The sequence below is a fragment of the Devosia sp. genome (assembly GCF_025809055.1).
Taxonomy (GTDB): domain Bacteria; phylum Pseudomonadota; class Alphaproteobacteria; order Rhizobiales; family Devosiaceae; genus Devosia.
In genome coordinates this window covers 3,484,141-3,504,907 of sequence record NZ_CP075529.1, presented here as the reverse complement: position 1 = coordinate 3,504,907, position 20,767 = coordinate 3,484,141, and the positions used below count along the sequence as shown (strand labels likewise).

Below are 20,767 nucleotides of genomic sequence, written 5' to 3'. Positions count from 1 at the left end.
TCAATCATCCAGGGAGGATAAAATGAACAAGCATCTGCTCAAAGCGACGGTCGCTTCAGCCGGCATCATCCTGGGCCTCGGCGCCAGCACGGCCTGGGCGCAGGACGCGGTCAATCTGCGCATGACCATCTGGAGTGCCAATGAAGCCCATCTGGCCATGTTCAACGAGATCGCCGAGGGTTTTAAGGCCACCCATCCCAACGTTTCGGTGAGCTTCGAGCCGCTGCCCTTCGACAGCTACACCACGACCCTGACCACCCAGATCGCCGGTGGCAATCCGCCCGATTTGGCGTGGATCTTGGAAACCACCGCCGCTGACTTCGTCAATTCCGGCGCCCTCGCCCCGCTCACCGACGCCTTCAACGGCATGGACGGTTATGACTTGGCCGACGTTTCGGAACAGGCCACGGCCCTGTGGACCAAGGACGGCCAGCTTTACGCCTACCCCTTCTCCACCTCGCCCTTCGCCATCTTCGCCAACAACGACGTCTTGAAAGCGGCAGGTGCCAAGACCCCGGCCGAGTTGATCGCTGCCGGCGAATGGACCTGGGACAATGCCTTTGCAGCCGCCGCCACTGTCGGTCAGTCCGGCAAGACCGGTCTCGTCGTCCGCGACTTCAAATACCAGGTCTGGCAGAACCTCGCCTCGATCTGGAACGGTTGGGGCGCAACGCCGTGGAGCGAGGACGGCAAGACCTGCACCTTCACCGAACCGGCCATGGTCGACGCATTGACTGCCATCCACACGGCGATCTTCACCGACAAGGCCATGCCCGGCCCCGGTGAGGACATCGACTTCTTCGCTGGCGAAACCGGCATGACCATCACCCAGATCAGCCGCGCTTCGTTGCTGCCCAAGGAGAACCCGTTCGATTGGGATCTCGTGCCGCTCCCGGCCGGCCCTGCCGGTGAGTACGCGGTTGTCGGCCAGGCCGGTGTGGGTGTCTTCGCCAAGAGCGCCAACAAGGACGTCGCCGTCGAGTTCCTCGGCTATATGACCAATGCCGAGAATTCCAAGAAACTGGCACAGTTCTTCCCGCCGGCCCGCGCGAGCCTGCTCAACGCCGAAACTCTCGCCTCGACCAATCCGCTGCTCTCCGCCGAGCAGATTGAAAACGTCGTGATCGCGGGTATCTCCAACGGCACGGTTCTGCCGGGTCACACCAACTTCGCCCAGATCCAGCAGACCATCCGTGCCGGCCTCGACGCCCTCTGGGTGCCTGACGCTGACGTGGCGTCCGTGCTCGAAAACGTGTGTTCCAGCGTCAACCCGCTGCTGGCACGCTAAGGCACACGCCAGGGCTTCGGCTCCTTCCTCCCTCCCCCTTGTGGGGAGGGAAGCTGAACAGGACTTGGCTTGCCAAGTCCGTCGTGAAGCAGGGTGGGGGGTATGCCCCCGCGAACTCGGTGCGTGTGGCTCACCCCCACCCTTGATCCCTCCCCACAAGGGGGAGGGAGACGCAGGAACCTCAATGTCTCAGCCTCTACAAGCGCCGCATAAGCCCCCGTTCTGGACCATCGCCCGGCGCGACGCGGCGGCAGGCTATGTCTTCATCGCGCCCCAGCTCATCGGCATCATCACCTTCGTGCTCGTGCCGCTTGGCCTGGTCTTCTGGTACTCGCTCCACGAATGGAACGTGCTGGCGTCGAGCTTCAATTTCGTCGGCGCCGCCAATTACCAGATGCTACTGGCCGATCCGAACCTGTCCCAGGTGCTCCTCGCCTCCGCCATTTTCTCGGCCGGCCTCGTCGTCCTCAACATGACCCTGGCGCTGCTTCTCGCCGTCCTCCTCGACCAGAAGCTTAGGGGCATTGTCGTCTTCCGCACCCTGTTCTTCTCACCGGTCGTCGTATCTCTGGTCGCCTGGACCATCGTCTGGAGCTTCCTCCTTCAGAACAATGGCGGCATCAACGGCCTCCTCTCCATGCTCGGCATCGAGGGCCCCAACTGGCTCCGCACGCCCACCACGGCGATGATTTCGGTCATCGTCGTGCAGGTCTTCAAGAATGTCGGCCTCAACATGATCCTGTTCCTCGCCGCCCTTCAGGGTGTGCCCAAGGAGCTCTACGAGGCGGCGCGGGTCGATGGCGCGGGAGCGTTCAAGCAGTTCCGCCGCATCACCCTGCCGCTGATCTCGCCCACGATCCTGCTCACATCGATCATCACCATTGTCGGCTCACTCCAGGTCTTCGCCCAGATTGCCGTTCTCACCCAGGGCGGTCCCGGCATGACCACTACCGTTCTGGTCTATTACCTCTACCAGCAGGCCTTCCAGTTCCACTTCTTTGGCTATGGCTCGACCCTTTCGATCCTGCTCTTCGTCATCGTTGCGGTCCTGACCTTCGTTCAGTGGCAGCTCCGCAAGCGGGTGGTCTTCTATGAAAACTGATCTCAGCCCCCGCATGAAAACTGCCCTCTATGGGCTGATGTGCGTCCTGCTCATCCCTTTCGTTTTCCCCACCTGGTGGATGATCACCTCATCGGTGAAACCGATCAGCGATATCTTCGCCTTCCCGCCCGACCTGTGGCCGCGCCGCTTCGATTTCTCGACCTATGCCCAGGTCTTCGAATTGCAGCCCTTTGCCCGGCAATACTGGAATTCGGCCTATATCGCCGCCCTCGTCACCGGCGGCACCATGGTCATCTCCTCCATGGCCGGTTACGCCTTTGCGCGCATAAAATTTCCCTTCAGCAATGCCATCTTCATGGTCGTGCTGCTGGGCCTGCTCATCCCCTCCGAAGTCACCATCGTGCCGTTGTTCCAGATGTTCCTGGGCTGGGGCATGATCAATACGCATTGGCCGCTGATCCTCGTGCCCATCTTCGGCGCGCCCTCGGTCTTTGCCACCTTCGTCATGCGCCAGTTCTTCATCGCGCTCCCCACCGAACTGGAAGAAGCTGCCCGCGTCGATGGCCTCGGCCGGTTCAAGATCTTCTGGACCATCGCCCTGCCGCTGGCAAAGCCTGCCCTGGGCGCCGTGGCCATCTTCACCTTCCTCCACTCCTGGAACCTTTATCTCGAACCCATCGTATTCCTGTCTTCGACCCAGATGTTCACCCTACCCCAGGCGCTGACCCAGTTCACCGATGCCTATGGCGGGGCCATGTGGAACATCCAGCTCGCCGCTGCCACCATGACCGCCATCCCCGTCTTGCTGGTCTTCATCGTGGCGCAGAAGCAGTTCGTCGAAGGGCTCGCCCATACCGGGCTGAAAGGCTGACCCCATGGCTCCCGTTACCCTCAAATCCGTCACCAAGAGCTATGGTGCCACACAAGTGCTGCATGGCGTGGACATCGATATTGCGGACGGTGAATTCGTCGTCCTCGTCGGCCCCTCCGGCTGCGGCAAGTCCACCCTGTTGCGGATGATCGCGGGCCTCGAGACCATCACCGGCGGCGCCATCGAAATCGGCGGACGCGTGGTCAATGACCTCGAGCCCAAGGACCGCGACATCGCCATGGTCTTTCAGAACTACGCGCTCTACCCCCACATGACCGTCGCGACGAATATGGGTTTCTCGCTCGAACATCGTGGCGCCTCGAAAGCCGAAATCGCCGAGCGCGTCCAGTGGGCCGCCGGCATTCTCGGCCTTTCCCACCTGCTCGACCGCTATCCCCGCCAGCTCTCAGGCGGCCAGCGCCAGCGCGTCGCCATGGGCCGCGCCATCGTGCGCAACCCGCAGGTCTTCCTCTTCGATGAACCCTTGTCCAATCTCGACGCCAAGCTCCGCGTCGTCATGCGCGGCGAGATCAAGGGCCTGCACCAGCGCCTTGGCGTCACCACCGTCTACGTCACCCACGATCAGGTCGAAGCCATGACCATGGCCGATCGCATCGTGGTCATGAATGGCGGCAAGGTGGAGCAGGTCGGCGCGCCGCTCGAGCTCTACGACCGCCCGGCCAATCTCTTCGTCGCCGGTTTCATCGGCTCGCCCGAAATGAACATTCTGGGCGGCACCATCACCGAAAAGGGGTTTGAAGCCGCAGGAGTAACCCTGCCCTTGCCTGCCTCGGTTTCCGCCCGTGGACAGGCCAGTTACGGCTTCCGCCCCGAACACCTGTCTCTCACCGCCGATGGTCTCCCCGCAACGGTCTCGCTCATCGAGCCCATGGGCTCGGAAACCCAGGTCACCATGACCCTGGGCGAGCACACCATCACCGGCGTTTTCCGCGAGCGCATCGCCGCACGGCCCGGCGAAACCATCCATATCCGCCCCGACCTCGAGGCCATCCACCTGTTTGATGCCGGGGGTCTGCGCATCGCATGACCTATTCCAGCTCCCGCTTCCACGCTGCGCTGACTTCGGGTGCGTTTCCGGTCGCCGTTTCGCTCGCCCGTCACGATCTCGACCTTGCCAAGGCGGCCCTGGATGGCGGCGCCTTTGCGCTCAAGACCCATCTCAACGCCTATCACCGCGCCACCGGCACCACCTTCGGCACCTTCGCGCAGGAACGTCCCTTCTTCGAGGAACTCGCCGGGCTTGGTTGCCCGCTACTTGTCATGGCTGGCCAGGAAACTGTGCCCACCGCATCTGAGATGAATGCCCTCGCCGATCTCGGCTTCGAAGGCTTCAACGTCTATATCGACCACATGCAGCCTCACCTGCTGCAGTCACGCCTGCGCCCCATGCCGGCCCTTTCCTCGACCAGCATGCCCGAAACCCTCGCCGGAATCGCCGCTTTGCCCGGCTGCATCATCGAAGCCTCGATCATGCCCTTCGAGCGCTATCGCACGGCCATGACCGAGACTGACCTGGCGCGCTACACCGAGGTGGTGAAAGCCGTCGATGTCCCGGTCATCGTACCGAGCCAACTCGCCCTGACCCCCGCTGACAGTATCGCGCTGCGGGCCGCGGGCGTGGCCGCGCCCCTGCTCGGCGCCATCGTCACCGGCGACACGCCGCAATCCATGTTCTCGGCCGTCTCGCAATTTACCCGGCGGCTTGAAGCGGTGTGAGGGTGCGCAAGAAAAAGGGCCGGTGCATTGCACCGGCCCTTCGCATTCATGGGTGTTAGCCGGGCTCAGCCCTTGCGGCCGAACAGGCTCCAGAGGCCGGTCACGGTCAGTGCGGCCAGGGCCATTTTGAGAATGTCCCAGACGATGAACGGCTGCACGGCCTTGGCGAAGGCGTCGGCGACCACGTTGGACTGGTCCAGCCACTGCGCCGCGCCAGCCATGGCCAACAGCCAGGCGAAGCCCAGGGCGAACATGACGGCGTTGCCCACCATCATGCCCGCAAACAGGGTCACCGGACGGCTTGAAGCGCCACGGTCGGCGAAGAACCCGATAATGCCGGCCATGACCAGGAAGCCGATCAGGAAGCCGCCCGTCGGGCCGGCAAGATAGGCAAGGCCGCCGCCGGTGGCGAAGACGGGAAGGCCGAACGCGCCTTCGAGCAGGTAGAGCGCCACGGTGGCCACGCCGATACGCATGCCGAAACCAGCGGCGAGCGCTGCAATGGCAAAGCTCTGCAGGGTCACCGGCACCGGCCACACCGGCACGTTGATCTTGGCAGCGGCGGTGATGAGCAAGGTGCCCAGTACGACGATTGCGGCATTGGTTGCCAGCTTGGCGACGTCGCTCTTGGGCTGATAGGTGCCGAGCAGCGTATTGGGCGTAGTCAGGGTCACGGCCATTTCTTACCTTCCAGGCTTGGACTAGTCATGGTGGTGCTGAATGAACAGGATCACCGTTCCTAAGGCTTCTTACTTTCTTGGCATCAGACGCGCAATGGCATCAGCTTCTTCCACGCTCCACTTTGACAGGGATTTCCAGCCCGATACCGGCATGCCGGTCGTGGTTGCGCCGGGCCTCGTCAGGGTCACGGCGCCCAATGCCTCTGCCTATACCTTTACCGGCACAAACAGCTTTCTTCTGGGGCACGAGCGCCTGGCGCTGATCGATCCGGGGCCAGTCGACCACAGGCACGATTCTGCCCTCCTGAGCGCCATCGCGGGCCGCGTGGTCACGACCATCCTTTTGACCCATACACACAAGGATCACAGCGCCTCGGCGGCCGTCTGGCGGGAAAAACTTGGAGCGCCCTTGTGGTTCGGTGGCCAGCACAGGCTATCGCGGCCATTGAGGCGCTTTGAGCGCAACCCGATTCGCGGCTCATGCGATTGGGCCCTGCTACCCGATCGGACGCTGATCGATGGCGAGACAATCGAAGCGGGCGATATGAGCGTTGTCGTGCACACAACGCCCGGCCACTGCGCCAACCATCTGGCTTTCGGGTTGGCCGGCACCGAAATTCTGCTCAGCGGCGATCATGTCATGGGGTGGAACTCCACCCTGGTTTCCGTCCCGGATGGTTCGATGTCTGACTACTTCGCCGCGCTGGACAAGCTCATCGCGCTGCCCTACCGCCGCTACGTCCCCGCGCATGGCGGCCCGATAGAAGATGGACCGGCTCATGCCGCGGCCCTCAGGACGCACCGGCAGATGCGCAATGACCGGCTCATCGAGGCGGTCCGCCAGGGCGCCACCACGCTCGGGGCGGTCATTGCGCAAATCTATCCCGAACAACCCGCTCGGGTGCGGTTTGCTGCGCGCATGACCATGATGGCGCATGTCGAATATCTGGAAGCCCTCGGCCAACTCCGCGTGACGCGCGGCCCGTTCGGCTTGCGGCTGTCCCTCGGCGACGCGCCTGCCTAGGGAATTTCACCCGTGATCTGAACCATCGCCTTCATCGCGCCCTCGCCCCTCAGGGGAGAGGGTTGGGTGAGGGGTGAAAGCTTCTCGGCAGGAACGCGAGTGTGAACCCCTCATCCGGCGCTTCGCGCCACCCCGGATCAAGTCCAGGGCAGGCTCTTCTCCCCTCAGGAGAGAAGGAAAAGGCTCCGTCGTTTCAGTCCTATCGTGAAGTAGTCTAGTTCCGCTGGAACCCCACGGCACCCTCGCGGCCGGTTTGCCCGCGATGGCGCAGCATGTGGTCGGCCAGGACCAGTGCCATCATCGCTTCGCCAACCGGCACGGCGCGAATGCCGACGCAGGGGTCGTGCCGCCCCTTGGTGATGATGTCGGTATCCTCGTTGGCCGTGGTTACGGTCTGGCGTGGCGTCAGGATTGAGGAGGTCGGCTTGACGGCGAAGCGGCACACTACCGGATCGCCATTGGACACGCCTCCCAGGATACCGCCGGCATGATTGGCGAGGAAATAGGGACGGTCGGCCCCGGCGCGCATCTGGTCGGCATTATCGACACCCGTCAGGCTGGCCGCGTCGAAACCGGCGCCGATTTCGACGCCCTTGACGGCGTTGATGCTCATCATGGCCGAGGCCAGATCGGCACTGAGCTTGCCATAGATGGGCGCACCCCACCCGGCCGGAACGCCTTCGGCCACCACCTCGATCACGGCGCCCACCGAATTGCCATCCTTGCGGATGCCGTCGAGATAGTCGGCCCAAAGCGTGGCGGCCTTCGCGTCGGCGCAAAAGAACGGGTTCTCGCCGACCTGCGCCCAGTCGAAATTGTCATAGTCGATCTTGTGCGGGCCAACCTGCACCAGGCTGGCGCGAATGGTCACGCCTGCCAGCACCTGCCGCGCTATGGCGCCGGCAGCGACGCGTGCTGCGGTTTCCCGCGCCGAGGTCCGGCCGCCACCACGATAATCGCGGATGCCGTATTTCTGGTCGTAGGTGTAATCGGCATGGCCGGGACGATATTTGTCGCGGATATCCGAATAGTCCTTGGACCGTTGGTCGGTATTTTCGATCAGCAGCGAAATGGGCGTGCCGGTGGTCCGCGGCCCGTGGGTGCGTTCGTCCTCGAACACACCCGAGAGGATCTTCACTTCGTCGGCTTCCCGGCGCTGCGTCGTATATTTGGACTGGCCCGGCTTGCGGCGATCGAGATCGCGCTGGATCATCTCGGGCGTCAGTTCGATGCCCGGCGGGCACCCGTCGACGACGACGCCCAGCGCCGGGCCATGGCTTTCACCCCAGGTGGTGAAACGAAAGAGATGTCCGAATGTATTGAAAGACATGGCGCGACCCTGTTGCTGGGGCGGTTTTAGGCAGAGGCCGTGCCAAGGTCAATCACAGGTCGCTGGCCCGGATCAGTTCCATCTTGCCCGGCGTGAAATGCATGATCGTGTCCTGCGGAGGCGGCCAATTGATCACATCCAGGATCGGCGCCCGCTCGATCAGCACCCGCAGGGTGCGGGCGATGCCGCCATGGGCGACGACCACTGAGGGACCATTGAGCACGCCGGCAAATTCGGTGAGGCGCGCTTCGACATCGCGATAGTTTTCGCCGTTCTCCGGACGAAAGTCCCAATAGGTCTCATCGCGCTGGCCGGGGGCCACGGCCATATTGGCCGGCAGTTCCTCGTGCAGGCTGCCCTCGAGCACGCCGAAGCTGATTTCCATCAGGCGTACGTCGAATTTCACTTCGGGCAGGTGCTGGGTGAACCCCATGCGCACGCGCTCCATGGTTTCCCGCGTGCGGCCCAGCGGCGAAGCGTGCCATTCGAACTGCGTCGGATCGAGGCCGCGGCTTGCAAACAGCCGCGCCAGCGTCTTGCCGTTGAGGCTGGCCTGACCCTTGCCCTTTTCGTTGAGCGGAATGTCCCGGCGCCCCTGATAACGGCGCTCGGCGTTCCAGGGTGTTTCACCATGCCGAATGAAGTAGATTTCCGGCCAGACCAGGGCAGTCATGTCATCCCGCGCCGGGCGGCGCGTCCTCAAGCTGGAGTCGATGGCCCGCTTGTGGCACATGGGATCGGGGGCGGACAAGGCCGCCATCCGCATAGCTGTCCATTGACCGAGCAAAGACATGTCCCTGACCGCTTCCGAGATCGTTTCCGCTTTGACCGGCCTTGTCGGCGGGGCCAATGTCATCGGCGATAGCGGACGCATGGGTGCATGGCTCAACGAGCCCCGGAAACGCTTTCACAAGACCGCCGTGGCCGTCGTCACGCCACCCGATATTGAGGCCGTCCAGGCCGTCTTGCGCTGGGCCAACGATGCGCGCGTCGGCATCATCGCCCAGGGCGGCAATACCGGGCTCGTCGGCGCCCAGGTGCCCCTTCGCGGCGACGAAATTATCCTCAGCCTGCAAAAGCTGGACCGCGTCCGCTCCGTCGATGCCGCCGCCGGCGTCATGGTGGCAGAGGCTGGTGTCATTCTCGAAAACGCCCACAAGGCCGCCGAAGAGGCCGGTATGATGTTCCCGCTCTGGCTGGCCTCGCAGGGTTCGGCGCGCATTGGTGGTGTGCTGTCCTCAAACGCCGGCGGCGTCAATGTCCTGGCCTATGGCAATGCCCGCGAGCTCACCATGGGGGTGGAAGCGGTGCTCGCCGATGGCCGCCTCTATCGCGGCCTCAACGCCCTCAAGAAAGACAATACCGGTTACGATCTCAAGGACCTGCTGGTCGGCGCCGAGGGGACGCTGGGCATCATCACCGCCGCCAGCCTCAAACTCTTTCCGCTGCCGGAAGATCATGAAACGGCCCTGGTCAATGTGGCTTCGCCCGACGCGGCGCTGGACCTGTTTCAGCTCATGCGCCAGCGCTTCGGCGCCCGTCTCAATGCCTTCGAGCTCATCCCCCGGATCGGCCTCGATATCCAGCTTCGCCACGGCATGCTCGATGCCGATCCCACCGCCAGCGCCTCACCCTGGTATGCGCTGATCGAATTGACCCGCATGCCCGGCACTGCACCAGGCGCGCTGCAATCGGGCCTTGAGGCGGCGTTCGAGGAAGAGCTTGTCGCCGATGCCGTCCTCGCCGAGAGTCTGGCCGACCGCACCCGCATGTGGGCCTTTCGCGAGCAGATGAGCGAATGCCAGTCGCGCGAGGGCGCCTCGATCAAGCACGACGTTTCGGTGCCCATTGCCGCTGTGCCGCGCCTGATCGCCGAGGGCAGCGCAGCCGCAGAGAAACTGGTCCCCGGCATCCGCCCCGTGCCGTTCGGCCATATGGGCGATGGCAATATTCACTTCAACTTTTCGATGCCGGTCGGCGCTGATCCCAAGGCCTTCATGGCCCAGTATGACGAGGCCATGCACGGGGTCATCTACGAGGTCGTGCTGAAACTGGGGGGCTCGGTTTCTGCCGAACATGGCATCGGCCAGCTCAAGGTCGACCTGCTGCGCCAGGTCAAGGACCCGGTCGCACTCGAGATGATGCGCGCGATCAAGACTGCGCTCGATCCCAGGGGCATCCTCAATCCGGGAAAAATGCTGGGCCCCGTGTAACCCGGTCACCCCGCTGTGCCTTCTTGCGCATGGGCCGGCACGGTCCCATGTCTGCCCCATGCTGCTCAAAGACATCCAATTCCTCGACGACGCCACCCGTCCCGCCATTCCCGAGCTTCCGGGCCTCACCGAGGCGCAGAAGCATCCCGGCGAACACCTCAAGATGATCCACGATCATCTGCGCGAGAACATGACCGTGCTCGGCCGCCTGATCGAACGCGCGGCCGAGGGCAAGGCCAGTGCCGAGGACGTCAGGGCTGAAACGCAGGACCTGGTGATGGTCTCGAACTATCGCCGCTTCGGCACGCTTTGCGGGCAATATTGCCAGTTCGTGCATGGCCATCACTCCATCGAAGACCGGGCGCTGTTTCCGGTCATCGCCGCGCAGAGTCCGGCCTTCAAGGCCATTGCCGATCGCCTGCAAGCCGAGCATGTCGTCGTCCACACGCTGCTCGAGAGGCTGATCGACACCCTCATCAAGCTGGCCGACGCGCCGGGGCGGGAGAATTTCGACGATGCCGTCGAAGTCTATCGCGCCCTCGAAAAGGTGCTGCTTTCCCACCTCCATTACGAGGAGGAAGCCATCGGCGACGCTCTGGGCTATTTCGATATCATGTGAGCTTAGAGCGTTTTCAAGAAAAGTGGATACCACTTTTCTGGTTCGAAAACGTGACCTCTCAACAACTTAGAGCCTTTCTCGTCTGATTCAATCAGAACCAGAAAAGCTCTAGAACAGGTCCATCTGACCGCCACCGGCCGCCTTTTTCGGCTTGGCCTGGAGCGGCTCGGGCCTGTCGAGGCTGACCGGCTCAATCAGGCCGGGATCGTCATCGCGGGCCGAGTTGACCCGCGTGGATACCGGATGAAACCTGAGCACACCGTCGTCCAGCGGCAAGGCCAGTTGCGCCGCTTCCGGGCCACGGATATCGCGCACATTGAGCCAGTCGTCCTGCGCGCTTTCGCTCATCAGGATCGCCGGCATCCGGTCATGCACCACCGACAATTGCGCATTGGCGGCCACCGTTATGGTCGCCACGCTGTCGACTTCCTCGCCATTGGGGCCCATCCATGACGCATAGAGCCCGGCCAGCGCCATCGGCGCGCCGTCGGCGCGGGTGATGTAATAGGGCTGCTTCTTCTTGTCGGGGCCGGTATGCCACTCATAATATCCACTCGCCGGCACGATGCAGCGGCCATGCTTGACCCGATCGCGAAAGGCCGGCTTGTCGGCCATGCTTTCGGCCCTTGCATTGACCAGCAGCGGAAAGTCGCGCGGATCCTTGACCCAACCGGGTACCAGGCCCCAGCGGGCGAAATGGGCTTCGCGCTGCCCATGCGCCTCCCAGATCGCGACGATCGGCTGGGTGGGCGCGATATTGTAGCGCGGCACCATGTCGACGCTGTTCAGCAGCTTGAACAGTTCCACCATCATTTCCGGTGGCAATGTCGATGCATAGCGTCCGCACATGACGTGTCTCCTTTACCTCTGGAGAGGTAATCTCTCCGCTAACGAATCGCAAACCGGCCCGGACCCATGACCGACCTTCCCAATGCTGCCAGCGTCGGCATCGTGCGCCACGGCAAGATCCTTCTGATCAAGCGGGCCTTCGCACCCTACCAGAACCTGTGGACCTTTCCCGGCGGCCGCATGGACGATGGAGAGACCATCGAACAATGCGCCGTCCGCGAGGTTCAGGAGGAGCTGGGCCTCACCATTCGCAATCCGCGACATGTCGTTACCCAGGAACTGGGCCGTGACGGCACCTATCGGCTGGCCGTGTTCACCACCACCGATTATGTCGGCACCATCCGCGCCTCCGACGAGATCGTCGACCACAAATGGGCCGATCCGGGCATGTTGCCGGCGCTGCGCACCACATCACGGCTCGATGATGTCATCAGAGAATGCTTCAAGGTTCTGGGCCAAAGCTGGTAAGAAGCGGCATGGTGTCGACCGACCACAAAGCGCAGCCTTCCCTGACCCGACCTGTGCAGATGCGCACGGGCGCCGCCTTGCGCCTATGCGGCCTCCTGCTCCTGCCCATCTTTTTCGCCACGCCGTCTTTCGCTATCGATCCGCTCTATCAGCGCCAGATGGAGCGGCTATCCGAGATCATGGGTAGCCTCTATTACCTGCAGCCCCTGTGCCAGGCCGGCAATGAAGACTGGCGCGTCCAGATGGCCGAACTGATTGCCCTCGACGAGCCGGATGAAGACCGTCGCCAGCGTCTCGCCGGGGCCTTCAATGGCGGCTACACCGCCTTTTCCCGGTTTCACAAGTCCTGCACGCCCTCGTCGCGCGAGGCCCTGGTGCGCCTTCTGGGAGAGGCCCAGCGGCTGGCCCGCGAAATTCATACGCGTTTCGCCGAATAGGCCCGGCACGAGGTCCGCGCAATTGCCTACGCCACGTTAACCTTCGGGTTACTTGGACGATGCGCGTGACGCAAAGACCATGCTATTCCGCCCCTATGAGCAACAAGTCCATTTTCTCGCCGGCATCGGGTCTTGGCCCCTTTGAACGCGGCCAGGCCGAACGCCAGCTGGCGCTCGAATATCTGGCCGAGGCCTGGAACAGCGCCGAGGAAGACGGACTGGAAAGTGCTTCGCTCGCCCACGCCTCGCTCTTTGCCGCGCTGGCAACCTTCGTGCGCCTGCATGGCGACGATGCCGCCGCTGACCTGGTCGCGCAATTGCCCGATCGCATCCGCAGTGGCGAATACAATCTCGAGCGCATCCTGCAGTAAGGCCATCGTGACCATCGGCCGGTTTTTCGGCTAGGCTCCGCCCAAACGGAGACCATTTTCATGCGCATTGCCCACATCGCTGCTGTCGCTCTGCTCCTGGCTACGCCGCTCCTGGCGCAGGAGGAAGCGCCCTACGATCCGTTCTCCGATATCGTGGTGAGCGATGATGCGAGCGCCCTGCCCGAGGCGGTTGCTGCCAAGCGGCAGGCCCTGATTGCGGCGACGATGAGCGGCGACATCGAGGCCCTGGGTGCCGTCATGGATGCGCAGGACTATCCGCCCAATGTCAGTTTCGGCGGTCCGGACGATGCGCTCGCCTATCTCAAGGACCAGTCGGCCGACCCGGAGGGCCGCCAGATACTGGCCCTGCTGCGCAATCTCCTCGAAATGCCCTATGCCGTGCTCGGAGCCGGCAGCGAAACGCCCAGCTATGTCTGGCCCTATCTCGCCGTCATCGACATTGCCGCGCTCGAACCGGGTCAGGTTGTCGACGCCTATCGGCTGATAACCCCGGAGCAGCTGGATGACATGCATGACTTTGGCGGATGGTTCTGGTGGCGCGTCTATATCGGCGCCGATGGCGAATGGCAGGCCTTCGTGGCCGGTGACTAGCTTCGCGCCTCACCCATTTCTGGACATCCCTTCTCCCCCAAGTTAATCAGACCACCGCGTTCCAACCCGGTTGCCTCCTATGCCCGAACTTCTGCTCGAACTGTTCTCCGAGGAAATTCCCGCCCGCTTTCAGCGGCGCGCTGCCGAAGACCTCAAGAAAGCCGTCACCAATGCATTGGTCGATGCGGGTCTGGTCTATGAGGGCGCCAGGGCATTTGCCACACCCCGCCGCCTGGCCCTGACGATCTCGGGCCTGCCGGTCCGCTCGCCCGACACGCGCGAGGAAAAGAAGGGCCCCAAGGTCGGCGCACCACAACAGGCGGTTGACGGATTTCTGCGCGCCGCCGGCCTCGCCTCCATCGACCAGGCCAAGGTCGAAAGCGACCCCAAGAAGGGCGACTTCTATGTGGCCCTGATCGAAAAGCCGGGCGCCGACGCCGTCGACCTGCTCTCGGGCATCCTGCCGAAAGTCTTGGCCGATTTCCCATGGCCCAAGTCGATGCGCTGGGGCTCGGGCAACTTCAGCTGGGTCCGCCCGCTGCGCGCCATCACGGCCACGTTCGGCACCGAGAATGACGAACCGGTCGTCGTGCCTTTCGCGGCCGCGGGCCTGCAATCTGGCCAGACCACGTTCGGACACCGGTTTCTGTCGCCCGACGCCATTCGCGTCAAACGCTTCGACGATTATGTGACGGCGCTGGAGCGCGCCAAAGTGGTGCTGGACGCAGACCGCCGCAAGGACATCATCCGCGCCGATGCGGACAATCTTGCCTTTGCACAGGGCCTTTCCGTCATCCAGGATGAGGGGCTTCTCGAAGAAGTTGCCGGGCTGGTCGAATGGCCCGTGGTGATGATGGGGTCGTTCGATCCCGAATTCCTCAAGCTCCCCGAGGAAGTGATCATCGCCACCATCCGCGCCAACCAGAAGTGCTTCTGCCTGCGCGATGCCTCGGGCAAGCTGGCCCCCAATTTCATCATCACCTCCAACACCGTGCCTGCCGATGGCGGGGCCGTGGTGGTTGCCGGCAATGAGCGCGTCATCCGAGCCCGCCTCAGCGACGCTGCCTTCTTCTACCAGGGCGACCTGGCCATTCCGCTGGAGCATGGACTGCCCAAGCTCGAAGACATGGTTTTCCATGCCAAGCTGGGGACCCAGTTTGCCATGGTGCAGCGCCTGGTCGAGCTTGCCGCGACAATCGCGCCGCAGGTCGGCGCCGATGTCGAGACCACCAAGCGTGCCGCCATGCTGGCCAAGGCCGACCTGGTCACCGGCATGGTAGGCGAATTTCCGGAATTGCAGGGCCTGATGGGCCGCTATTACGCCACGGCACAGGGCGAGAAGCCTGAAATCGCCCAGGCCATGGAAATGCACTACAAGCCGGTCGGCCCGTCCGACCGCGTGCCGACCGAACCGGTCTCCATTGCCGTGGCCCTGGCCGACAAGCTCAATGTGCTCTCGGGTTTCTGGTCGATCGATGAAAAGCCGACCGGCTCGCGCGATCCCTTCGCGCTGCGCCGCGCAGCCCTTGGCGTCATCCGCATCATCACCGAGAACAATCTGAAGTTCCCGCTGGTGGTCGAGCCGGACCTCTTGGCTTTCTTCCATGATCGCCTCAAGGTTTCCCTGCGCGACGCCGGCGCCCGCCACGATCTGGTCGACGCCGTCATTTCGGCTGACAGCAATGACATGCTGCAAATCACCCAGCGTGCCGAAGCGCTCTCCACCCTGTTGGCCACCGATGATGGCGCCAACCTGCTCGCCGGCTACCGCCGCGCCGCGAACATCCTTGCGGCCGAGGAGAAGAAGGACGGCAAGACCTATGCCGGCGCTGTTGATCAGGCTGCCCTGAAGCTGCCGGAAGAAATCGCCCTCGCCGCCGCCGTGGACATCGTGAATGCAGCCGTGGCCGGCTGTGTCGGACAAAACGACTACAAGGGCGCCATGGCCGAACTGGCCAGGCTGCGCGCTCCGGTCGACGCCTTTTTCACGGCTGTCCTCGTCAACGACAGTGATCCGGCGGTCCGGACCAACCGGCTCAACCTCCTGGCCAGGCTGCGCGACACCATGCATCTTGTGGCCGATTTCGGCAAAGTCGCCGGCTGAACCAGCGGAGACCTCACGGTGAGCCCGTCGAACCACGAGGTCAGGCACAGAGATGTGGATGCCACAACCTCCTCCTTCGACAGGCTCAGGATGAGGTCTGACAGGCTGGTGAGTTAGCGGAGACCTCATGGTGAGCCTGTCGAACCAAGAGGTCGATGAACTCGGCGACGACAGGAACTTGGTGGAGTGATGTAAATGGCCGTTGGATTGATCGCGCTGCTGGATGACGTTGTCAGCCTTGCAAAGGTGGCCGCGGCTTCGCTCGACGACATCGCCAGCCAGGCCGCGCGGGCCGGCGTCAAGGCGGCAGGCGCCGTCATCGACGATGCGGCAGTCACTCCGAGCTACGTCTCCGGCTTTTCGGCCGATCGCGAATTGCCGATGATCGCCCGCATCGCCTGGGGTTCGGTCAAAAACAAGCTCATGTTCCTGCTACCGGCGGCATTGCTGCTCTCGCTCTTCCTGCCCTGGCTGGTCACGCCGCTGCTGATGATCGGGGGCGCTTACCTCTGCTATGAGGGTGCCGAAAAGGTCTTTCACCTGTTTGCGCCGCACCAGGCCGAGCAGCACGAGGCCAGCATCGAGCATACGGCCATCGCGCCCGCCTCGCTCGAAGACCAGAAAGTGGCCGGGGCGATCAAGACCGATTTCATCCTCTCGGCCGAGATCATGACCATCATCCTCGCCGCTATCGAAGTGCCCGACTTCTGGACCCGCGCCGGCATACTTGCCGTCGCCGGCATCGGGATTACCGTCATCGTCTATGGCGCCGTGGCCCTGATCGTCAAAGCCGACGATGTCGGCCTCTGGCTGGCCAAGTCCGGCCGCACCGGCCTGGGGCGCGCCTTTGGCCGCGGCATCGTCCAGACCATGCCCATTTTCATGCAGGTTCTGAGCCTGGTGGGAACGGCCGCCATGACCTGGGTCGGCGGCTCCATCATCGCCCATGGTCTCTACGAGTTCGGCATCACCGGCCCCGAACACGTCATCGAGGCGGCAGCGCATTGGGCCGAGGCCACCTTCCCCGCCATTGCCGGGCTGGCCGGCTGGCTCGCCACGGCGTTTGTCGATTTCATCATTGGCCTGGCCCTGGGTGCCCTGCTGATCCCCGTCGCCGGCTATGTGATCAGCCCCCTATGGGGCGCCATCAAGAAGCTGCTTCCGGCGCGGACTAAACCGGCGGCGTAAGTCCGGCGGCCTTTGCCGGCTTGAACGGCGCCATGCCTTCGCGCGCCAATTCGTCCGCACGCTCGTTGAGGTCGTGCCCGGCATGTCCCTTGACCCAGTGCCACTCGACCTGATGGCGCTGCGTGGCCGCATCGAGTGCCTGCCAGAGTTCGGCATTTTTCACCGGCTTCTTGTCCGCGGTGCGCCAGCCATTGCGCTTCCAGCCGTGAATCCAGCTTTGCACGCCGTTCTTCACATACTGGCTGTCCGTATGCAGTTCGACCGTGCAGGGCCGGGTCAGCGCATTGAGCGCCTCAATGGCCGCCGTCAGCTCCATGCGGTTATTGGTCGTTTGCGCCTCGCCGCCCTTGAGCTCCTTGGAATGGCGCCCGAACTGCAGGATAGCCCCCCAGCCGCCCGGCCCAGGATTGCCCGAACAGGCGCCGTCGGTATGGATGATGACCGTATCAGCCACGCCCCGAGGCCACTTCCAGGTTCCGCAGGATTTTTGGAATGTTGAAGGCGATATGCTCTTCGGCCGTTGTCTTGGTTTCGACCGTGATGTCGTAGCGCTCAGCGAAGGCGTCGATCACCTCTTCCACGAGGCTTTCGGGCGCCGACGCGCCGGCGCTGACGCCCAGGGTGCGAATATCGCCATAGACCGACCAGTCGATCTCGCTGGCGCGGTCGACCAGGGTCGCGACCTTGCAGCCATTGCGCAGGGCCACTTCCACGAGGCGCTGCGAATTGGATGAGTGCGGCGACCCGACGACGATCATCGCATCGACCTGCGGGGCAACCGCTTTGATCGATTCCTGCCGATTGGTGGTCGCGTAGCAGATGTCTTCCTTGTGCGGGCCGTTTATGGCCGGGAAGCGGGCCTTGAGCGCCGACACGATTTCCCGCGTATCGTCCACCGACAGCGTCGTCTGCGTCACGAAGGCCAGGGTTTCCGGATCGCGCGGCGTGAAGGCATTGGCGTCCTCCACCGTCTCGATCAGCGTCACGGCGCCCTCGGGCAATTGTCCCATCGTGCCGATGACTTCGGGATGCCCCGCATGGCCGATCAGCACGATTTCGTGACCCTCCTCGAAATGGCGCGAGGCCTCGACATGTACCTTGCTCACCAATGGGCAGGTGGCATCGAGGAAGAACATGTTCCGTGATTTGGCGTCGGCGGGCACGCTCTTGGGCACGCCATGGGCCGAGAACACCACCGGCGCTTCGGTCTCCGGAATCTCGTCGAGCTCCTCGACGAAGATCGCGCCCTTGGCCTTGAGTCCCTCCACCACATATTTGTTATGCACGATGGCGTGGCGCACATAGACCGGTGCGCCATATTTCTGCAGCGCCAGTTCCACGATCTGGATAGCGCGGTCGACGCCGGCGCAGAATCCGCGCGGGGCGCAGAGCAGAATGTCGAGGTGCGGCCTTTTTTCCATGTCAGATCAGATGCTTTCCGCGCTCGGGCAAGTCAAGTGCTGTTGCAGCCGCACCGGGCATGGGCAATATGTGTTGGAAGCGGAAAGCGGGGCATGTGTTCCCCTTTTCCCACTGGCAGCGCCGCCAGAAAGTTGGAGAGCATCGGTAAGTGAGTCTGGCTCAGGAAATGTTTGCGATCGCCCCAGCCGACGGCAAGGCGAACCTGAGTGCCAGCCAGCTCAAGATGCTCGCCGGCAAGGCGCGCTGGATTTTTCGCGTGTGCGAGGCCGGTTTTCCCACCGTTCCCACCATCGCCATTACCCGCGCGGCCTGGGATGAATTGCAGGCCGAGCGCGCCCGGCGGGACACTCGCCTGCGCACCCATTGGGTCGCCTGCCTGTTCAAGCTGGTCGACAAGGACGGCAAGCCGCCCCTTCTCGTCGTGCGCACCTCCGCGTCCAGCCACAATGGTGGCCTCATGCCGGCCCGCACCGGCATTGCGGCCCCCAATGCGCCCGAGGATGCCGTCGATCCCGCCCGCCCGCTGGCGCGCGCCATCAAGCAGGCCTTCGAGAGTTACGGGTTCTCCGAGAGGGGCTGGAACGGCAAGGGCCAGGAGGGTGATCGTGCCCGCCAGATCGTGCTGGTCCAGGCCGTCGCCGGCGGGGAAATCGAACATTTCCTGACCCGCAATGCCACAACCGGCGCCCTGGGGCCGGCACCGCTCAATGGCCATCCACCGCCACGCCTGCCCAAGGATGTCGATGCCCTGATCGGGCTGCTCGATGCCAAGGCCGGGCGCCACATGGCGTGCCTGGTCAGCGTGGATCGCGGGCGCATCCAGTTTCTGTCCGCACGCCCCATCCAGGTCTCGGCCGGTGCCGAGCTCGAAGCCGCTGTTGATCGCGTCGAGCGCAAGGTGTGGACTCCGCACAATGCCGTCTCCCGAATCGATGCAACCCGGCTGGCGCAGATGCTGCATCCGCGCCTCAAGTCGCCCGATGATGTCAGCCCCATCGCCATGGGCCTTGGCGTCTCCCCGGGGGCTGCCAGCGGCATCATCACCTTCAGCGCCGAAGACGCGGCGCGCCTGCGGGCGCGGGGCAAGCATTGCATTCTGGTGGTCAACGAAACCGGCCCGGCCGATATCGAGGGCATGAAGGCGGCCACCGGCATCCTCACCGCGCGCGGTGGCATGTCCAGCCATGCCGGCGTCATTGCCCGCATCACCGGCAAGCCCTGCGTCGCTGGCGTGCGCAGCCTCAGTGTCGATTCGGTGGAAATGGTCTGCCGGATCGGCGATCGTGAATTCCGCCAGGGAGACCGGCTGACCATCGATGGCTCGGACGGCGCGGTCTATCTCGGCACCCTGCCCCTGGCCCAGCCCCAGATCGGTGGCGCCATCGGCACCCTGCTTGATTGGTCCGATGCCAGCCGCACCATCGCCGTCCGCACCAATGTGGAAACGGTCGAATCGGCCCAGACCGCGCTCAGCTTTGGAGCCGAAGGCATTGGCCTGGCCCGGTCCGAGCACATGTTCTTCTCGCCCGAGCGCATGGTGGCGCTGCGCCGCATGATCCTGTCGGAAGATGAAGAGGCCCGCTCCCGCGCCATTGCCGGGCTGGTGGATTACCAGACCGGAGACTATTCGGCGCTGTTCTCAGCCATGAACGGCATGCCGGTCACCGTGCGCCTGTTCGATCCGCCGCTGCACGAATTCTTGCCGCGAACCGACGAGGAAATCGAGGAAACGGCCAGTTCCCTCGGCCTGGCGGTACGGGCGCTGCGCCTGCGCCTTGATCGTATCGCCGAGGTCAATCCGATGCTGGGCCATCGCGGCGTGCGCCTTGCCATCACCTATCCCGAAATCCTGCAGATGCAGATGCAGGCCGTGATGGCCGGCGCAAGGGCAGCCGGGGAAAACCAGGACAAGCCTGTCGTCGTCGAGGTCATGGTGCCCTTCGTCTCCACCGCCACCGAGATCGCCTGGGTGCGCGAACGAGCCATGACCATTTTCGCCAATTCCGGCTTCGGACGCTCCGATCGCATCCGGTTCTCCTTTGGCGCCATGATGGAACTGCCCCGCGCATGCCTCCGGGCGGGCGACATCGCTTCCATGGTCGATTTCATCTCCTTCGGCACCAATGACCTGACGCAGACCACTTTCGGCATTTCCCGCGACGATGCGCCGACCTTCCTTGCCGCCTACCAGCGCAAGGGTGTCTATGAGCGGGATCCCTTCGTCACCATTGACGAAAAGGGCGTGGGCGAAATGATTGCCATGGCCATTGAGCGCGGCCGCGCAGCCAATCCGCGCCTCAAGGTGGGCATATGCGGCGAACATGCCGGCGACCCGGCCTCGCTGCACTTCTTTGCCGGCCTCGGCGTCGACTATGTCAGCTGTTCACCCTATCGTGTTCCGGTCGCCCGGCTGACCTTGGCACAGGCTTCGGCTTAACATCGCGCCTCGTCCACTCCATATAGGAGCAGGCGCCCGGCAAAGACCGGCATG

At 63.6% G+C, this 20,767-nt stretch carries 21 protein-coding genes; 15 read left to right on the top strand and 6 right to left on the bottom strand.

Translation table 11 applies throughout. The features are described 5' to 3' along the window. Positions 1–22: 22 nt before the first annotated feature. The 5 genes from KIT02_RS17215 (at position 23) to KIT02_RS17195 (ending at position 4,959) form a co-directional block, all read left to right on the top strand. The gene (locus KIT02_RS17215) at positions 23–1,288 is read left to right on the top strand and encodes a sugar ABC transporter substrate-binding protein (protein ID WP_297580496.1); all 1,266 of its coding nucleotides are present in this window, start codon (positions 23–25) and stop codon (positions 1,286–1,288) included. 184 nt (positions 1,289–1,472) lie between these two features. Then, positions 1,473–2,390, top strand: coding sequence for a sugar ABC transporter permease (locus KIT02_RS17210; protein ID WP_297580494.1), 918 nt, complete (start codon positions 1,473–1,475; stop codon positions 2,388–2,390). Further along, positions 2,380–3,222: a carbohydrate ABC transporter permease gene (locus KIT02_RS17205; RefSeq protein WP_297580492.1), complete on the top strand. Its 843-nt coding sequence runs from the start codon at positions 2,380–2,382 to the stop codon at positions 3,220–3,222. The genes KIT02_RS17210 and KIT02_RS17205 overlap by 11 nt, the downstream gene beginning before the upstream one ends. A 4-nt stretch (positions 3,223–3,226) precedes the next feature. Further along, positions 3,227–4,270 (top strand): sn-glycerol-3-phosphate ABC transporter ATP-binding protein UgpC, encoded by a 1,044-nt coding sequence (gene ugpC, locus KIT02_RS17200; protein WP_297580490.1) that lies wholly within the window; start codon positions 3,227–3,229, stop codon positions 4,268–4,270. After that, positions 4,267–4,959 carry a hypothetical protein gene (locus tag KIT02_RS17195; RefSeq protein WP_297580488.1) on the top strand — a complete coding sequence of 231 codons (693 nt, stop codon included), beginning with the start codon at positions 4,267–4,269 and terminating at the stop codon, positions 4,957–4,959. Before ugpC ends, KIT02_RS17195 begins: the two co-directional genes overlap by 4 nt. Positions 4,960–5,024: 65 nt before the next feature. Here the strand turns inward: KIT02_RS17195 and KIT02_RS17190 are convergent, their stop codons facing one another. Further along, complete coding sequence (locus KIT02_RS17190) at positions 5,025–5,633, bottom strand: biotin transporter BioY (protein ID WP_297580486.1); 609 nt, start codon at positions 5,631–5,633, stop codon at positions 5,025–5,027. 100 nt (positions 5,634–5,733) lie between these two features. On the opposite strand from KIT02_RS17190, the gene KIT02_RS17185 reads away from it, so the two are divergent. Next, positions 5,734–6,663, top strand: a complete 930-nt coding sequence (locus KIT02_RS17185) for an MBL fold metallo-hydrolase (RefSeq protein ID WP_297580481.1) — start codon at positions 5,734–5,736, stop codon at positions 6,661–6,663. A 214-nt stretch (positions 6,664–6,877) separates the two neighbouring features. On the opposite strand, the gene aroC is transcribed toward KIT02_RS17185, so the two are convergent. Further along, a complete protein-coding gene (gene aroC, locus KIT02_RS17180; RefSeq protein WP_297580479.1) occupies positions 6,878–7,993 on the bottom strand; it encodes a chorismate synthase in 1,116 nt (371 codons plus the stop codon). 52 nt (positions 7,994–8,045) lie between these two features. Then, positions 8,046–8,753 (bottom strand): histidine phosphatase family protein, encoded by a 708-nt coding sequence (locus KIT02_RS17175; protein ID WP_297580477.1) that lies wholly within the window; start codon positions 8,751–8,753, stop codon positions 8,046–8,048. A 31-nt stretch (positions 8,754–8,784) separates the two neighbouring features. On the opposite strand from KIT02_RS17175, the gene KIT02_RS17170 reads away from it, so the two are divergent. Further along, a complete protein-coding gene (locus tag KIT02_RS17170; protein ID WP_297580475.1) occupies positions 8,785–10,206 on the top strand; it encodes an FAD-binding oxidoreductase in 1,422 nt (473 codons plus the stop codon). Between the two features lie 58 nt (positions 10,207–10,264). After that, complete coding sequence (locus tag KIT02_RS17165; protein ID WP_297580473.1) at positions 10,265–10,825, top strand: hemerythrin domain-containing protein; 561 nt, start codon at positions 10,265–10,267, stop codon at positions 10,823–10,825. Positions 10,826–10,933: 108 nt separating this feature from the next. Here KIT02_RS17165 and KIT02_RS17160 read toward each other — a convergent pair whose 3' ends face one another. Further along, positions 10,934–11,674, bottom strand: a complete 741-nt coding sequence (locus KIT02_RS17160; RefSeq protein WP_297580471.1) for an SOS response-associated peptidase — start codon at positions 11,672–11,674, stop codon at positions 10,934–10,936. Positions 11,675–11,740: 66 nt separating this feature from the next. Here KIT02_RS17160 and KIT02_RS17155 point away from each other — a divergent pair, with 66 nt between their 5' ends. The 6 genes from KIT02_RS17155 to KIT02_RS17130 all read left to right on the top strand — a co-directional run bounded on the left by KIT02_RS17155 (position 11,741) and on the right by KIT02_RS17130 (position 16,854). Further along, positions 11,741–12,142: an NUDIX domain-containing protein gene (locus KIT02_RS17155; protein WP_297580469.1), complete on the top strand. Its 402-nt coding sequence runs from the start codon at positions 11,741–11,743 to the stop codon at positions 12,140–12,142. Between the two features lie 8 nt (positions 12,143–12,150). Next, positions 12,151–12,579, top strand: a complete 429-nt coding sequence (locus tag KIT02_RS17150) for a TIGR02301 family protein (protein WP_297580467.1) — start codon at positions 12,151–12,153, stop codon at positions 12,577–12,579. Positions 12,580–12,674: 95 nt separating this feature from the next. After that, complete coding sequence (locus KIT02_RS17145) at positions 12,675–12,950, top strand: hypothetical protein (protein WP_297580464.1); 276 nt, start codon at positions 12,675–12,677, stop codon at positions 12,948–12,950. A 60-nt stretch (positions 12,951–13,010) separates the two neighbouring features. After that, complete coding sequence (locus KIT02_RS17140) at positions 13,011–13,562, top strand: hypothetical protein (protein WP_297580462.1); 552 nt, start codon at positions 13,011–13,013, stop codon at positions 13,560–13,562. 79 nt (positions 13,563–13,641) lie between these two features. Beyond that, positions 13,642–15,666 carry a glycine--tRNA ligase subunit beta gene (glyS, locus tag KIT02_RS17135; RefSeq protein WP_297580460.1) on the top strand — a complete coding sequence of 675 codons (2,025 nt, stop codon included), beginning with the start codon at positions 13,642–13,644 and terminating at the stop codon, positions 15,664–15,666. Positions 15,667–15,861: 195 nt separating this feature from the next. After that, positions 15,862–16,854, top strand: coding sequence for a DUF808 domain-containing protein (locus KIT02_RS17130; RefSeq protein WP_297580458.1), 993 nt, complete (start codon positions 15,862–15,864; stop codon positions 16,852–16,854). Here the strand turns inward: KIT02_RS17130 and rnhA are convergent. After that, positions 16,838–17,308, bottom strand: coding sequence for a ribonuclease HI (gene rnhA, locus KIT02_RS17125; protein ID WP_297580456.1), 471 nt, complete (start codon positions 17,306–17,308; stop codon positions 16,838–16,840). The genes KIT02_RS17130 and rnhA overlap by 17 nt on opposite strands. Beyond that, positions 17,301–18,275 carry a 4-hydroxy-3-methylbut-2-enyl diphosphate reductase gene (gene ispH, locus KIT02_RS17120; RefSeq protein ID WP_297580454.1) on the bottom strand — a complete coding sequence of 325 codons (975 nt, stop codon included), beginning with the start codon at positions 18,273–18,275 and terminating at the stop codon, positions 17,301–17,303. The genes rnhA and ispH overlap by 8 nt, the downstream gene beginning before the upstream one ends. Before the next feature lie 149 nt (positions 18,276–18,424). On the opposite strand from ispH, the gene KIT02_RS17115 reads away from it, so the two are divergent. Then, positions 18,425–20,713: a putative PEP-binding protein gene (locus KIT02_RS17115; protein WP_297580452.1), complete on the top strand. Its 2,289-nt coding sequence runs from the start codon at positions 18,425–18,427 to the stop codon at positions 20,711–20,713. Positions 20,714–20,767: the final 54 nt, after the last annotated feature.

Excerpts from the sequence above, each read along its gene's own strand:
- KIT02_RS17210 (WP_297580494.1), top strand. The coding sequence starts at position 1,473 with ATGTCTCAGCCTCTACAAGCGCCGCATAAGCCCCCGTTCTGGACCATC.
- ispH (WP_297580454.1), bottom strand. The coding sequence starts at position 18,275 with ATGGAAAAAAGGCCGCACCTCGACATTCTGCTCTGCGCCCCGCGCGGA.
- KIT02_RS17130 (WP_297580458.1), top strand. The coding sequence starts at position 15,862 with ATGGCCGTTGGATTGATCGCGCTGCTGGATGACGTTGTCAGCCTTGCA.
- glyS (WP_297580460.1), top strand. The coding sequence starts at position 13,642 with ATGCCCGAACTTCTGCTCGAACTGTTCTCCGAGGAAATTCCCGCCCGC.
- KIT02_RS17160 (WP_297580471.1), bottom strand. The coding sequence starts at position 11,674 with ATGTGCGGACGCTATGCATCGACATTGCCACCGGAAATGATGGTGGAA.
- KIT02_RS17195 (WP_297580488.1), top strand. The coding sequence starts at position 4,267 with ATGACCTATTCCAGCTCCCGCTTCCACGCTGCGCTGACTTCGGGTGCG.
- ugpC (WP_297580490.1), top strand. The coding sequence starts at position 3,227 with ATGGCTCCCGTTACCCTCAAATCCGTCACCAAGAGCTATGGTGCCACA.
- KIT02_RS17205 (WP_297580492.1), top strand. The coding sequence starts at position 2,380 with ATGAAAACTGATCTCAGCCCCCGCATGAAAACTGCCCTCTATGGGCTG.
- KIT02_RS17155 (WP_297580469.1), top strand. The coding sequence starts at position 11,741 with ATGACCGACCTTCCCAATGCTGCCAGCGTCGGCATCGTGCGCCACGGC.
- KIT02_RS17215 (WP_297580496.1), top strand. The coding sequence starts at position 23 with ATGAACAAGCATCTGCTCAAAGCGACGGTCGCTTCAGCCGGCATCATC.
- KIT02_RS17170 (WP_297580475.1), top strand. The coding sequence starts at position 8,785 with ATGTCCCTGACCGCTTCCGAGATCGTTTCCGCTTTGACCGGCCTTGTC.
- aroC (WP_297580479.1), bottom strand. The coding sequence starts at position 7,993 with ATGTCTTTCAATACATTCGGACATCTCTTTCGTTTCACCACCTGGGGT.
- KIT02_RS17175 (WP_297580477.1), bottom strand. The coding sequence starts at position 8,753 with ATGGCGGCCTTGTCCGCCCCCGATCCCATGTGCCACAAGCGGGCCATC.
- KIT02_RS17140 (WP_297580462.1), top strand. The coding sequence starts at position 13,011 with ATGCGCATTGCCCACATCGCTGCTGTCGCTCTGCTCCTGGCTACGCCG.
- KIT02_RS17145 (WP_297580464.1), top strand. The coding sequence starts at position 12,675 with ATGAGCAACAAGTCCATTTTCTCGCCGGCATCGGGTCTTGGCCCCTTT.
- KIT02_RS17150 (WP_297580467.1), top strand. The coding sequence starts at position 12,151 with ATGGTGTCGACCGACCACAAAGCGCAGCCTTCCCTGACCCGACCTGTG.
- KIT02_RS17165 (WP_297580473.1), top strand. The coding sequence starts at position 10,265 with ATGCTGCTCAAAGACATCCAATTCCTCGACGACGCCACCCGTCCCGCC.
- KIT02_RS17185 (WP_297580481.1), top strand. The coding sequence starts at position 5,734 with ATGGCATCAGCTTCTTCCACGCTCCACTTTGACAGGGATTTCCAGCCC.